Source organism: Mycobacterium sp. ACS1612 (genome assembly GCF_001667505.1).
In the GTDB taxonomy this organism is placed as follows: Bacteria; Actinomycetota; Actinomycetes; order Mycobacteriales; family Mycobacteriaceae; genus Mycobacterium.
Window position 1 is genome coordinate 79,561 of record NZ_LZHZ01000027.1, and the last position, 13,345, is coordinate 92,905.

The following is a 13,345-nucleotide window of genomic DNA, read 5'->3' on the forward strand; positions in this document are numbered from 1 at the left end:
CCCGTGCCCGGGTAACTTCCCGGCATGGACACGTTCACGCCGTCCCTGAATTGGGGCGACGAGCTGGTCACCTCCCTGTTGTGGGTCGCGAGAGCCTGGGCCACCGCCGCGGTGTGCACGGTCGCGGCGCTGGCACTGCTGGCGCGGTTCACCTCCTGGGGCCGCCAGTTCTGGCGAGTCACCGGCGGCTACTTCACGGGCAGGCAGAGCGTTCCGGTGTGGCTGTACCTGGGCGCGCTGCTGGCGTCGGTGATGATCGACGTACGCCTCGGCGTGCTGTTCAGTTATCAGTCCAACGACCAGTTCTCGGCGCTGCAGGCCGCCTTCGGCGGTGAAGGGTCGGCGAAAGACGCTGCGATCAGAGGGTTTTGGGCCGCGATGGTGCTCTATGTCGGCTTGGCCGTCGGTGACATCGCCCGCAATCTGCTCGACGTGTACCTGATGCAGCGCTTCATCATCCGGTGGCGCGTCTGGCTCACACACCGGCTCACCGGCGACTGGCTGAGCGGCGACGCGTATTACCGCGGCCGATTCGTCGACGATCCGATCGACAACCCGGACCAACGCATCCAGCAGGACATCGACGCCTTCACCACCGGCACCGGTGAGGGCACCAATTCGCCGACCGTCGGATCGTCGCAGACGCTGGTGTTCGGCACGGTTTTCGCGATCGTGAACGTGGTGTCGTTCACGCCGATCCTGTGGGGACTGGCGGGCCCGCTGACGATCTTCGGCGTGACGGTGCCCAAGGCGCTGTTCTGGATGGCGCTGGTGTACGTGTTCTTCACGACGATCGTCGCGTTTTGGATCGGCAGGCCGCTGATCCGGCTGTCGTTCCGCAACGAATTGACCAACGCCGCATTCCGGTACGCGCTCGTGCGACTACGCGACGCGGCCGAGGCCATCGGACTGTACGGCGGCGAGGACGCCGAACGCGGCCAACTGATGACCAGATTCGCCGCGGTCATCGCCAACTATCGGGCCTTCGTCCGTCGCACTCTGGTCTTCCTCGGCTGGAATCGGTCGATGAACCAGATCGTCAGCCCGCTGCCGACGGTGGTGCAGGCGCCGCGATTGTTCGCAGGCGAAATCCAGCTCGGTGACGTCACCCAATCGTCGAGCGCATTCGTCTCGGTACACGATTCACTGGCGTTCTTCCGCGCCGTCTACGACTCGTTCGCCAACTACCGCGCGGTGATCATCCGCCTCGACGGGCTGGTGATCGCCAACGAAAAGGCAAGGGAACTTCCTACTTTGACGACGCTGCCCAGCGGCGACGATTCGCTCGAACTCGACGGCGTTGAGGTACGCAGACCCGACGGCGTGCGACTGGTCGACCCGCTGGCCGTCAGGCTCGACTCCGGCGAGTCGTTGGTGATCACCGGGGGGTCGGGCACTGGGAAGACCACGCTGCTGCGCAGCCTCGCTCAACTGTGGCCGTTCACCTCGGGGACGGTGCGGCGCCCCGAGCAGGCCACCATGTTCCTGTCGCAGCTGCCGTATATACCGCTCGGGGATCTGCGTACGGTGATCTCCTATCCGGCAGAGGTGAACGAATTCGACGACGCCGCAATCCAATCCGCGCTGGACACCGTGACGCTCGGGCATCTTTCCGGTCGGCTCGACGAGGTGGCCGACTGGGCCAAGGTGCTCTCGCCAGGTGAGCAGCAGCGCATCGCATTCGCGCGGGTGCTGCTCAGCAAGCCCAAGGTGGTGTTCCTCGACGAGGCGACCTCGGCGCTGGACGAGGGCCAGGAGTTCGCGTTGTACCGCGCCCTGCGCACCGCGCTGCCCGACTGCATCGTGGTCAGCGTCAGCCACCGGCCCGCGGTCGAACAGCACCACGACCAGCGCCTTGAGTTGCTCGGCGGCGGGCAGTGGCGGTTGGGCCCCGTTTAGCGGCGCGACGCGTGGGCGCCCGCCCGACGGCCGAAGAACGACCCCTCACCCAACTGCGTTCCGCTGGAGTAGCCCTTGCCGTCCTGCGCGATGTTCGACGCGCACGCGCCAACGGCGTACAACCCGGGGACGGCGGAGCCGTCGGCACGCAGCACCTCGCCGTCGATCGAGACGGCCAGCCCGCCCATCGTGAAGCCGGAGTACATCGCCCGGCCCAATGACAGGTCAAACGCCGCCCACGGTCCGTTGTCCTGTGCGGCAAGGTAATCCGGCTGTTTGTGGAAATCGGGGTCCTCGCCGCGCGCCGCATTGTCGTTGTACCGGTTCAGCGTCGCCACCAGGTTGCCCGCGGGGAGGCCGAGCGCCGCCTCCATCTCCTCGACGGTCTCCCAGCCGTCGATGAACCGGATCAGCGGCATCGCGGGCATTTCAGTATGCGCCTCGTCGACGATCAGGTACGCCACCTGATCGGGTTGCTCGAGCACGAAGGCCGACGTGCGGGAGTGGTAGGAGTCCTCGGCGACGAAACGCTGGCCCCGGTTGTTGACGATGACGCCGGTCAGCAGGATCTCCGGCGGATACGCGGCGGCGGTGATGAACATCTGGTCCAGATTCTTGGCGACGCCGCCCGCCGAGACACCCAACCGGATGCCGAGGCCGTCGTCGTTGGGGTTGCCGAGGATGTAGGGCTCCACCTCACCGTGGTGTTTGGTGCGCCGCTTGCGGCCCAGTTCGGGCGTGTGCTCGGCGACCATCTCCGGGTTCATCGCGAAACCGCCTGCGGCAATGATGACCGCCTTGGCCTTGATCGCGCCGGTCTCGGTGAAATGTCTCCAGTTCACACCGACGACCGCGTCACCGTCGACGATCAGGTTGGTTGCCCCTGTCTCGTAACGGATTTCGACACCAAGCTCGGCGGCCCGCTTGACCAGAAGGTCAATGACCATAGCCGCGCCACCGAGTTCACCCGGCACCGGCACCGAGTGGCCGCGCGGTGCCGGCCTGGCCTGTTCGATGAACGGCCACACCTTCTCGTTGCCGGTGTACGACAGCCCCTCGGTGCCGGGCGGCACCACGATCTTGCCGGGGTAGAAGCTGCGTTCGAATTGAAAACCCAAATCCTCCAACCAGTTGAAGTGTTCGACGCTGCCGTCGCAGTACGCGCGGATCTTGTCGTGCTCGGGTTCGCGCGATACCGCGACCAGATACTTGTACATCTCGTCGGCGCTGTCCGGATGCCCTGTCGCTTCCTGCACCGCCGTCCCGCCGCCGAGATAGAAGTGGCCGCCCGCCATGGCACTGGTTCCCCCTGCGGCGGCGGCCTTTTCCAGCACCAGCACTCGTGCGCCCTCCGCGGCGGCGCTGACGGCCGCGCACCCACCGGAGATGCCGAATCCGATCACCACCACGTCGACCTCGTCGGACCACGACGACACGTCGGCGGCCGCGACCGTTCCCGGAATGTCCGTACTCACTGCTGCTCCTGCTTGATGTAGTCGAAGAACGCGCGGATCTCGGGCGAGATTCGGGCGATCTCGAGGTAGGGCACGCCGGCGTCGGCGGCTGATACATACGCGAATTCCACGCCGCCTGGCATCACCCCGCGCTGGACCACCTCGGCGCCGCGTTCGGCCAGCGCCTGCTCGACGTCGTCGACTTCGATGCACACATGATGAAGCCCGGACCCCGCCGCCTCCAGAAACTCGGTGTAGATGCTCTCGCCCTGTACCGGCGCGATCAGTTCCAGTTGGGTGTCACCGGCGTAGGACAGCGAGATATCGGCGACGAAGTCTGCGGGCTGCCCGCGGTACGTGCAGGCGCCGGGCGCGAAGTGGATGCCGGGCATCCGTATCCATTTTTTAGCGCCCAGCAGGGTGGTCAGCGCCGTTTCGGTGGCGTCGAGGTCACGGCTGACCCATGCGATCTGGACAGGTGTCTGGGCGGGCATCGCCTAGAGGATATCGCCGCGGCGACCCCCTGGCTAGAACGTGTTCTAGTTTTGTTCCTCGCCGAGGTAGGCCGCCAGACACCGGTCCGCCATCGCACGCGCCGTCGACGCCTCCACGCCGAATGCGACGCTTGCGGCGTACCACTCTTCCGACGACATCGCCAGGAAGCGGCGTCCGTCGTCGGTCGCCAGCCACTGCTGGCCGACCGACGGATCGACGTCCGCGCTTCTCGCCGCGTGCAAGGCCAATCCGAGCAGCATGGAATCCCAGCCCATGCCGGCCGCGCCAGGCCCGAACTGGCGCCAGATCTCGTCGTCGGCGACGCCAATGATGTGTTCGAGGATCAACCGGGCGCGGTCGGGGCCGTCAGCCGCGACACTGACGTCGATCCAACTGATGTTGCCGCCGAACTCCCAGGTGGCGGTGAAGTTCTTCGGCGGATCGCAGGTCAGGACCGTGCCTCCCGCGTGGCCCTCGAGCTGGTAGCTGCCGCCGACCGTGAGGTCGCCGCTGATCGGCAGGAACCACCTCGGAATGCGCTCGATGTTCGTGACCGCATCCCACAGGTCCTCGGGGTCGGTGTCGTAGGCCTGGCTGACGGTGACGACGTGTGCCTGCCCGGCATCGATGTCGCGACCGCCGAGGGTGCGCGTCACCGCGGTTATCTGATGGTCGACGTCGATCTCGATCATGTTGTCTTCCTTCGTCGTTGGCCTCTGGCGATCTCCGTGCCCAGCGCGTTCAGATGCGGCGTCCAGAATCCGCGGAAGCCGGCGAGCCAGTCGTCGACATCGCGCAATCCCTTGCCGTCCACCGCATACAGTCGCCGCTGCCCGTCCGGACGCACCGACGCAAACCCGTTGTCGCGCAGCACTTTCAGATGTTGCGACACCGCAGGTTGGCTGATCGCGAACTCGTTCTGGACGGTAGCGCCGATCTCGCCGGCGGACATCTCGCCGTTGGCGATCAGTTCCAGTATCCGCCTGCGAACCGGGTCCCCGAGGACGTCGAACGCGTGCACCGCATCAATCTAAAAGCTAGGACTTATATAAGTCAAGGCTGAATCATAGGTCGGTCAGCGCGGCGACCAGCAGTCGTACCTGGGTGTCGAACACCGCTTCGGGGTCGGTCAGCGTGTCGACGCCGTACTGGCCGAACACCTCGAGGCTGATCGCGCCCACCAGGCCGGCCCAGAGCAGGAAGCACTTCCCTACCGCCGAGTCGTCGCCGACGAAGTCGAATTCGTCTCGAAGCCGGTCGAAATCTGATGACAACGGTTGTGCGACAGCGGCATTGGTCTGCGGGATGTCGCCGGCGGCGACCCCCTCGGCCACCGCGTTGAACAGCGCGCCGACCACCCGGGTGCCCGGTCCGACGGTGCGCTCGCGCGGCGCGTGGTAGCCGGGCACCGGACTGCCGTACAGAAGCGCCCAGCGGGCCGGCTGATCGACCGCCCACGCCCGGGCCGCGCGCATCATGGTCATCAGCCGCTCGCGCCACGAGTCGCGGGACGACGCGGCGGCCTCGTCGACCGCGTCGGCCAACTCCGAGTAGGCGTCCACGAGCAGCAGCGTGAGCAGTTCGTCTCGGTTTGCCACATAGCGGTAGACCGCCGACGACACCATGCCCAGGTCGCGGGCAATGGCCCGCAGCGACAATCCGGCCGCGCCCTCGGTCACCAGATGGCGCCTGCCGAGTTCGATGATCTGCGCTTCGATCCTCTCGCGTGACTCCTGCCGCTTACCCACGCGTTCAGTGTGGCATAAAACGAGATCACTGCTCTTGAATTTGCGCCGACCGCGTGCCAACATGAACAGAGAGCACCGCTCTCACATGGAAAAGGATCTCAGATGACCGTCCGCTATGACGAACCGAACCTGGCCGCCCGCACCGGGAACGCGGTGATCCGCTGGCTGGCCGAGGCCGGCATCAGCATCGCAGGCACCCGCGCGCTGCGGGTGCGGGGGCGCAAGACGGGCAAGCGCCGCAGCGTGGTGATCAACCTGTTGACCGTCGACGGCCGCGACTTCGTGGTGTCCCCGCGCGGCAACACCCAGTGGGCACGCAATGCGCGGGCGGCAGGCGCGGTGGAAATGGGTCCGCGGTGGCGTAGTCGCGAGGTGCGCATCGCGGACGTTGCCGACGACGCCAAGCCGCCGCTGCTCAAGCGGTACCTCGACCGGTGGTACTGGGAGGTGAAAGGTCACATCGGCGGGCTGACCCCGCAGTCGTCCGTCGACGAAATCCGCGCTGCCGCACCGGATATCCCGGTGTTCGAGCTGCTGCGTTAAGGCACCGGCGGTGCGCTACCCGCGGCGGCGGAGATGACGTCTTCGCGCGCCTGCTGGCTGGCCTCCAGCCACGACACCGCGGCCGGGTACTGCCCCCAGGTGCTGTTGAACATGCCGACGATCACCGCCCGGCCGTCGGAGGTGAGGTGGTACACCGGCCCGCCGGAGTCGCCCTTCTGGCTCACCACACCGTTGGCCATAGTGAACCAGCCGTTGTTCACCGCTTCGATGGTTCCGCAGCTCTCCCCCGTGACCACACCGAAATGGCAGACCGGCAGTCCCGGCGCGGGCGCCACGCCCGGGTCGGAGACCAAGGCACGTCCACCCGGCAGGATGTTGTTGACTGCGACGTCGGGGGTGAGGCTGATCGCCTCCCAGTCGGCGATCTGATGGTTGGTGTCGACAGTGGCGCCGTTCGGCGTGTTGTCGCGGAACCCGGCTTGGCTACCGATCACGTTGCCGTCGCGGTCGGTCACTTGACCGCTGCCCCTGCAGTGGCCAGCGGTGAACGCCACCCGCATCTGCGGATCGACGTAGCCCAGCGTGCAGACGTTGGTGCCTTGGCGCACCTCCATACCGGGGAACACCAGCACACCGGGCGTCGCGTGCGCCGGTGCCACTCCCAGGCTGACCGTGAAGATCGCGGCCGCCGCGGTCAGCAATCGCGAACCAGGTAGGCGCACTGCCGCCTCCGATCTTCATGTGTCAAGCGTGTCAAGCGTAGCGGTGAGCTGCGATAACAGCATCGCAATTGGTCATCGGAGTACGACGCTGCGACGTTACACAATTGATATCCGGAACACGGTGACGGCCCGGACCTTTCGGTACGGGCCACCGTGGCGACCTGGCTAAGGGATGGTCAACACCTGACCCGGGTGGATCAGGTCCGGGTTCGATACGCCACTGGCATCGGCGATCTGCTGGTACTTGCTGCCGTCGCCGTAGAAGCGCTCCGAGATCGCCCACAGGGTGTCGCCGGAGACCACCGTGTATGTCCGCGGTTGTGGTGGCGGTGGCGGTGGCGGTGCGGGCGCTGGTTGGCGAGCCGGTTCGGGTGCCGGCTCCGCTACAGCGGCAGGGGCGACCTTCGGCTCGGGCGCCTCAGCGGCAGGCGGCGGCGGTGGAGGGGGTGCAGCCGCAGGCTCTTCGTCGGTCTGGGTGTTCGACGCCCAGGCCGGGCCGTCGAATCCGTACAGCACCAGGTTGCGGTCGTCCTGCAAGAGGAGGCGAACGTCCTTGGCGCCCTTGGTATCCGTGTGCCAGATCGGCTTGTCCGAGGTGTACAGCACGCAGTTGCCGTCCTTTTGCACTTCCAGGCGCTGGGCGTCCTGCCCGTTGGTGCCCGTCGCCCACACCGCCTGGCCGCGCGCGGCCAGCACCAGGTTCCCGTCGTTCTGCAGCGTCAAGGTGTATGCACGTTGCGCGACGTCAACGATTGTCCGCGTTCGAGTTTCTCGCCGTTCATCAGCCTGTCAGTCATTACTCGACTCCTCCTCGCTCGTTCCTCGCTCGTTGTCGTCTTCGGTCATGCGGCTGAGCTTACGGATCACCGCTGTCGCCGCGGGGAATACGAATCAGGAATCGAACCCGAGACCCAACGCATCCAGCGTGCGCAGCAGGACGTTGCGCCGGCCCGCCGAGTGGTCGGCCCGATCCAGCGACCACCGAGTCGCCTGGATGCCGATGCTGGCCAGAGGTTCCGGCGGGAACGGCACCGGCCGCTTGCGCACCATCTCCAATTCGGTGCGCTTCGTCGGAACGCCGTCGAGGAGATCGAGGCACACATCGGCGGCGAACCGTGCCGCGCCGACGCCGAGGCCGGTGAACCCGTTCACGTAGACCACCCGGCCGTCGCGGGCCAGTCCCCAGTGCGCACAGAACCGGGTGTTGGTGTCGATCGCGCCAGCCCATCGGTGGGTGAACCGAACGTCCTCTAGCGCGGGAAAGGTGATGAAGAAGTGCGCGGCAAGTCGTCGATACGTGGCGGTCCGATCCTCGTAGCGAGGGTCGACCCTGCGGCCGTAATGGTAGACCGCGTCGTAACCGCCCCACACGATGCGGTTGTCCATGGTCAGCCGGTAGTAGTGAAATTGGTTGGCGGAGTCGCCGATTCCCTGTCTGCGCCGCCAGCCGATGCGGTCCAATTGCGCATCGCTGAGCGGTTCGGTGGCCAACACGTAGTCGTAGACGGGCACCGTGCGCAGCCGGTTGCGGCGCAGCAGGCTGGGAAAGACATTGGTGGCCAGCACCGCGTTGCGGCAGGTGATGGTGGCGTCGCCGGCCTGAATATGCAGCGCGACGCCCGCCGAATCCAGATGCGTCGCGTTGGTGTGCTCGTAGATGACCACCCCTGCGTCTGCGCATGCGCGGGCGAGTTCGAACGCGAGTTTGGCCGGGTGCACGATCGCACAGCTGTCCGGTTCGTACAGCCCGGCCAGGTACGTCGGGGAATGCACCTCGTCGCGGACTTCACGCAGATCGAGGAATTGCCCCCCGCCTGCGGCGGCCGCGTCGGAAAGCCATTTGACCTGGTGCGGTTCGGTTGCCACCGTCAGCATGCCGGTGCGTTGCCACTCGGCGTCCAGTCCGAGCGACTCGATATCGGCCTGCATGCCGTCGAGGTTCTCTCGGCCCATCGCCTCCATGGTGTCAATCTCGTTGGGCCAGCGCGTCTTTCCGTTCTCCAGGCCGTGGGTCAGACTGGCGTCGACGAAGCCGCCGTTGCGACCGGACGCCGCCCACCCGATCCGGTTTGCCTCGACCAGCACGATCCGACGGTCCGGATACCGCTGCGCGGCATGCAATGCGGTCCACAGTCCGGCGTAGCCGCCGCCGACCACGAGCAGGTCGCAGATCACCGATCCCGTCGCCCGCGGGTACTCCGGCCGCGGGATGTCAAGCCACATCGAGCCGAACGAGGTTGCCGCAAGGGCACGTTCGATCAGCCCCGCATCGACCGGGGCATCAAACACCGTCTCCACATGCCGGAGACTACGGGCTCCGTGCGGATCGTGGTGAAGATCCGCCGGTGAACCGGGCCAGCACCGGCCCGACCATGGCCAGAATGAACACGTACGGCGTCGCGACCGCTTCGACCGCCTCATACGTGGTGCCCACCAGGCCGATGATGACCAACGAGAATTCGCCGCGCGCGATCAGCGCTGTGCCCGCGCGCAACTGGCCCGGCCTGCCGACACCGTCCCGGCGGGCGGCGAACTGACCCGTCAGCACCTTGGTGCCCGCCGTGATGATCGCCAGCACGATGGCGGCGGGCAGCATCGGTAGCAGTTTCGCTGGATCGACGGAAATGCCGATCGACAGGAAGAAGATCGCCGCGAACAGGTCACGCAGCGGGCTGAGCACGGTACGCGCCCGATGCGCCGATTCGCCGGTCAGTGTCAGGCCCACGAGAAACGCTCCGACTGCCGCGGAGGCGTGCACGAATTCGGCCAGCGCCGCGACGATCAACGTCAGACCGAGGATGCGCAGCAGCAACTGCTCGTTGTCCGGATGCGCCACGATCCGGCCCACGTGATGGCCCCAGCGGTACGACGCCACGAAGGCCACGCTGAGCGCCGCGACGGCGATCGCCATGCCCAACAGGGCCTCCAGCCACGTGCCGCCCGCGGCCAACACCGCCAGCAGCGGCAGATAGGCGGCCATCGCGAAGTCCTCGAGCACCAGCACCGACAACACGGCCGGGGTCTCCCTATTGCCCAGCCGGCGCAGGTCGGACAGCAGCCGCGCGATCACTCCCGACGACGAGATGTAGGTGATACCCGCCAACGCCAGAATCCCTACCCCGCCCAGGCCCAGCAACCAGCCCGCGATCGCGCCCGGCGCCGCGTTGAGCACGACGTCCACCCAAGCCGAAGACATATGACGGCGCAGACTGCTTGCGAACTCCCCGATCGTGAACTCCAGACCGAGGGTGAGTAGCAGCAGGACGACCCCGATGGATGCCCCGGTGTTGACGAACCCGGTGGCGGCCGGGATGGGCGCGATGCCGCCCTCCCCGAGCGCGAGACCGGCCACCAGATACAGCGGGATGGGTGATAAAGCGTATCGGCGAGCAACGGAGCCCAGGATGGTGAGCGCGGTGAGGATGACGCCGAGCTCGAGCAGCAGCGTCGCCGATACCTCCATCGCTCAGCCCGAGACGACGATCGCTTCGACTCCGCGGATGCCGTCTTCGGTGCCGATCACCACCAAAACGTCGTTGGCCCGCAGGATTTCGGCGGGGCCTGGCGAAGCGAGGATCTCCTCGTCGCGCACGATCGCGACGATCGATGCGCCGGTGCGGGTGCGTGCCCTGGTGTCGCCGAGGGGCCGGTCCACGAATGGGCTGCCGGGCCGGATTGTCACCTGTCCGGCGTTGAGGCCGGGCACTTCCCGGGTCAGGTCGGCGAAACGTTCGGCGATGCGCGGGGCGCCGAGGATCTGCGCCAGCGCCTCGGCCTCTTCGTCGGTGAGCCGGAAGACTTCCTGCGCTTGGTCCGGATCGTCCTTCGGGTAGACGACGACCTCGAAATCCCCGGTGCGCCTGGCTACCACGCCGAGGCGGTCGCCGTCCCGATTCTCGAACTCGTATCGCAGGCCGACGCCGGGCAGCAGAACCTCTCTGACATCCATGAGTTCATGATTCCCCGTTGCGTGCGCCTTTAGGTGCGAACTTTGGCCGATTCGTCGGCGCGGACAGGCTGCCATCCCGGCGGCCCGAAGATGTAGCCGAGTCGATCGCGCCACCGTGCGGCGCCGCGCACATCACGGGCGATGGCCACGTACTCGAAAGTCTGCAGTCTCCAGATGTTGAAGGTGTTCACCTGTTTGGTCAGGCCGTAACGCGGCCTGCTGGTCTCGGCCTGGAAGCTGCCGAACAGCCGGTCGAACAGGATCAGGATGCCGCCGTAGTTGCGGTCAAGGTACTGCTGATCCATGCCGTGGTGCACCCTGTGGTGGGACGGCGTGTTGAAGATGAATTCGATTGGCCGCCATAGTTTGCCGATGCGTTCGGTGTGAATCCAGAACTGGTAGACCAAGTTGATCGAGAAGGACAGGAACACCAGCCACGGCGGAACGCCGAAGAGCGGCAACAACGCTCGTAGGAACACGTCGCCGCTGATGTTCCACTTCTGCCGCAACGCGGTGGCGAAGTTGAAGTACTGGCTCGAATGGTGCGCCTGGTGGGTGGCCCAGAAGATGCGAACGCGGTGCGCCATCCGGTGATACCAGTAGTAGAGGAAGTCGACCCCCACGATCGCGATCACCCAGGTGTACCACTGCGTCGCGGGGAGGTGCCACGGTGCGACGTACGCGTATAAGGCCGCGTATCCCAGCAGCGCAATCGCATTGAGCACTCCGCTGGTCGCGACCGACACCAGCCCCATCCAGATGCTGGCGAACGCGTCGGGTCGGTAATACGCGCCCGACGGTGCACGCTCTCCCTCGGTGTGCGCGAGCTTGCCCGCCGCGGTCCACTCGATGATCAGCATCAGCAGGAAAAACGGCACCGCATACATCACGGGGTCGTGCATCAGCGGCGGCAGCACATCCGAGAATGCGTTTGCCAAGTCCACGACGACACCTCCGCGACGAGTTTAGCTGGCGCGCCGCTAGCGGAAGCTGAGCACCTCACTGCCCCACGCCGACCGGAGGTGCAGGTCGATGTCGTTGACGATGGAGTCCTGCCGGTCGATCAGCAGGCAGGCGCGGTCGGCCTCGACGTACGGCAGCCATTCCGGTTCGCCGTCGAGCCCGATGGGCTTGGCGTGCGTCGCGAAGTTGCACCAGCGGGCCCGGATGCGGGCCGACACCGCCTTGCCCGTCTTCATGCCGCCGAGCCGGAAGGTCGGATCCTTGGGGCCCGCGATCAGGTTGCCCCACACGAAGGGCAGTTCGGTGGCGTGCGCACCCGACAGTCGCAGCAACCGCAACATCGGTGTAGCCCAATCGAATCGGTACAAATACACCGGCGCCACAGCGCTGTGCCCCTCGGCCAGCCAGACCGTCGGCATCCGGAAACCGATGTCGCGCGCCACGCCCATGCCGCGGGCCTTGCCCTTCAGGCCCGGATACGCCGCCTCGATCTGCTCGTCGGTGGGCAGCACCAGATTCGGCTGCTCCGAGGCGATCTGCGTGAACATCGCGTTGATGGCCTCCGGGGTGATCGGCATCAGCGGGGACTTCATCCAGCGGAACAGCGCCGCCTCGTGTTTGTTGGTGCCGATGATCAGCGGGACCGGATGCGACCGGCCCTGACGGGCCAACTTCACGGGATGGTCGGGCACCAGATCGCCGTCGACGATCGGCGCGAAGGCCAACGTGCCGGGACTCTGCACCGGCACATCGTTGAACAGCGTGCGAGACGCGGCCACCAGTGCTTCGTTCGGCGCGTCAGTGAGCCGGTCGATCTCGTTGGGCCGCAAGCCGAGTGCCGCGACGAACTGCTCGGCGACCCGGCGGGCTCGGCTCGGGTCGTACAGCGACGTCGCCGGTGAACTCTGCGCGATCGCGCCTGCGAAAAGTCCTGCGGCGGCCGGGCTGGTCAGCAGCGTGGTGATGATTCCCGCGCCCGCCGATTCACCGAACACCGTGACGCGGTCGGGGTCGCCGCCAAACGCGGCGATGTTGTCGCGCACCCAGTGCAGCGCCGCCAGCACGTCACGCAGGCCGATGTTGCTTTCGAATTCGCGGCGCGGAGTGCTGAACGACGACAGGTCCAGAAACCCGAACGCGCCGAGGCGGTAGTTCACCGTGACGACGACGACGTCGCCGCCCGCGGCGAGAACGCGGCCGTCGTACAGCGGCTGATTGGCAGAACCCAGGACATAGGCGCCGCCGTGGATCCACACCAGCACCGGCTTGCGGTCGCCGCCTGTAGTCTTCGACGACGCCCAGATGTTCAGCGTGAGACAGTCGTCGCCCTGCGGGGCGCCGAGATCGATCGGGATCCTCGGATCGACCGGCTGCGGACAGACGGGACCGAGGATGCCGCCATCGGCCGCCTCTGTCCACGGCTTCGGCGGCTGCGGCGCACGCCACCGCAGATCGCCGACCGGCGGGGCGGCGTAGCGAACCCCTTTCCACGATGTGACGACGCCGTCGTCTACGCCACGGACAGGGCCGTGTGCGGTATCGACAACGCTGCTCATACTCCGAGGCTACCCATCGATAGCACAGCTAACCGGGAGATTCCCGTCACGTGTC

The 13,345-nt window shown here is 66.6% G+C and carries 13 protein-coding genes and 1 pseudogene; 2 read left to right on the forward strand and 12 right to left on the reverse strand.

Translation table 11 applies throughout. From position 1 onward, the window contains the following. Nucleotides 1-24 precede the first annotated feature (24 nt). Nucleotides 25-1,899 (forward strand): ABC transporter ATP-binding protein/permease, encoded by a 1,875-nt coding sequence (locus A5724_RS11240; RefSeq protein ID WP_067800860.1) that lies wholly within the window; start codon nucleotides 25-27, stop codon nucleotides 1,897-1,899. Here A5724_RS11240 and A5724_RS11245 read toward each other — a convergent pair. From A5724_RS11245 to A5724_RS11265, 5 genes are read right to left on the reverse strand one after another with little or no spacing between them, the layout of a single operon-like run. Beyond that, nucleotides 1,896-3,374 (reverse strand): FAD-binding protein, encoded by a 1,479-nt coding sequence (locus A5724_RS11245; protein ID WP_067800863.1) that lies wholly within the window; start codon nucleotides 3,372-3,374, stop codon nucleotides 1,896-1,898. The genes A5724_RS11240 and A5724_RS11245 overlap by 4 nt on opposite strands. Continuing rightward, nucleotides 3,371-3,847, reverse strand: coding sequence for a VOC family protein (locus A5724_RS11250; protein ID WP_067800867.1), 477 nt, complete (start codon nucleotides 3,845-3,847; stop codon nucleotides 3,371-3,373). Before A5724_RS11250 ends, A5724_RS11245 begins: the two co-directional genes overlap by 4 nt. Nucleotides 3,848-3,892: 45 nt before the next feature. After that, on the reverse strand, nucleotides 3,893-4,540 hold the full coding sequence (locus tag A5724_RS11255; protein WP_067800870.1) for an SRPBCC family protein: 648 nt from the start codon (nucleotides 4,538-4,540) through the stop codon (nucleotides 3,893-3,895). Then, nucleotides 4,537-4,869 (reverse strand): helix-turn-helix transcriptional regulator, encoded by a 333-nt coding sequence (locus A5724_RS11260; RefSeq protein WP_067800873.1) that lies wholly within the window; start codon nucleotides 4,867-4,869, stop codon nucleotides 4,537-4,539. Before A5724_RS11260 ends, A5724_RS11255 begins: the two co-directional genes overlap by 4 nt. A gap of 43 nt (nucleotides 4,870-4,912) precedes the next feature. Next, a complete protein-coding gene (locus tag A5724_RS11265) occupies nucleotides 4,913-5,596 on the reverse strand; it encodes a TetR/AcrR family transcriptional regulator (protein WP_067800876.1) in 684 nt (227 codons plus the stop codon). Between the two features lie 102 nt (nucleotides 5,597-5,698). Between A5724_RS11265 and A5724_RS11270 the strand changes: the two genes are divergently transcribed. Beyond that, a complete protein-coding gene (locus A5724_RS11270) occupies nucleotides 5,699-6,139 on the forward strand; it encodes a nitroreductase/quinone reductase family protein (RefSeq protein ID WP_067800879.1) in 441 nt (146 codons plus the stop codon). Here A5724_RS11270 and A5724_RS11275 read toward each other — a convergent pair. The 7 genes and pseudogenes from A5724_RS11275 to A5724_RS11305 form a co-directional block, all read right to left on the reverse strand. Beyond that, the gene (locus A5724_RS11275) at nucleotides 6,136-6,801 is read right to left on the reverse strand and encodes a hypothetical protein (RefSeq protein WP_082964970.1); all 666 of its coding nucleotides are present in this window, start codon (nucleotides 6,799-6,801) and stop codon (nucleotides 6,136-6,138) included. The two genes, A5724_RS11270 and A5724_RS11275, sit on opposite strands and share 4 nt — an antisense overlap. A gap of 186 nt (nucleotides 6,802-6,987) precedes the next feature. Next, nucleotides 6,988-7,619, reverse strand: a pseudogene (locus A5724_RS11280) (LysM peptidoglycan-binding domain-containing protein). A gap of 94 nt (nucleotides 7,620-7,713) precedes the next feature. Next, entirely contained in the window at nucleotides 7,714-9,120 is a 1,407-nt protein-coding gene (locus A5724_RS11285) for an FAD-binding oxidoreductase (protein ID WP_067800886.1), read from the reverse strand. Nucleotides 9,121-9,130: 10 nt separating this feature from the next. Next, entirely contained in the window at nucleotides 9,131-10,285 is a 1,155-nt protein-coding gene (locus tag A5724_RS11290) for a cation:proton antiporter (protein ID WP_067800890.1), read from the reverse strand. 3 nt (nucleotides 10,286-10,288) lie between these two features. After that, nucleotides 10,289-10,771 carry a cation:proton antiporter regulatory subunit gene (locus A5724_RS11295; RefSeq protein WP_067800893.1) on the reverse strand — a complete coding sequence of 161 codons (483 nt, stop codon included), beginning with the start codon at nucleotides 10,769-10,771 and terminating at the stop codon, nucleotides 10,289-10,291. Nucleotides 10,772-10,800: 29 nt separating this feature from the next. Further along, a complete protein-coding gene (locus tag A5724_RS11300; RefSeq protein WP_369830621.1) occupies nucleotides 10,801-11,715 on the reverse strand; it encodes a sterol desaturase family protein in 915 nt (304 codons plus the stop codon). Nucleotides 11,716-11,751: 36 nt separating this feature from the next. Beyond that, on the reverse strand, nucleotides 11,752-13,290 hold the full coding sequence (locus tag A5724_RS11305; RefSeq protein ID WP_067800896.1) for a carboxylesterase/lipase family protein: 1,539 nt from the start codon (nucleotides 13,288-13,290) through the stop codon (nucleotides 11,752-11,754). Nucleotides 13,291-13,345: the final 55 nt, after the last annotated feature.

Bases quoted from the DNA above. Each gene is read 5' to 3' on its own strand.
- A5724_RS11240 (WP_067800860.1), top strand. From the start codon at position 25: ATGGACACGTTCACGCCGTCCCTGAATTGGGGCGACGAGCTGGTCACC.
- A5724_RS11250 (WP_067800867.1), bottom strand. From the start codon at position 3,847: ATGCCCGCCCAGACACCTGTCCAGATCGCATGGGTCAGCCGTGACCTC.
- A5724_RS11255 (WP_067800870.1), bottom strand. From the start codon at position 4,540: ATGATCGAGATCGACGTCGACCATCAGATAACCGCGGTGACGCGCACC.
- A5724_RS11270 (WP_067800879.1), top strand. From the start codon at position 5,699: ATGACCGTCCGCTATGACGAACCGAACCTGGCCGCCCGCACCGGGAAC.
- A5724_RS11290 (WP_067800890.1), bottom strand. From the start codon at position 10,285: ATGGAGGTATCGGCGACGCTGCTGCTCGAGCTCGGCGTCATCCTCACC.
- A5724_RS11295 (WP_067800893.1), bottom strand. From the start codon at position 10,771: ATGGATGTCAGAGAGGTTCTGCTGCCCGGCGTCGGCCTGCGATACGAG.
- A5724_RS11305 (WP_067800896.1), bottom strand. From the start codon at position 13,290: ATGAGCAGCGTTGTCGATACCGCACACGGCCCTGTCCGTGGCGTAGAC.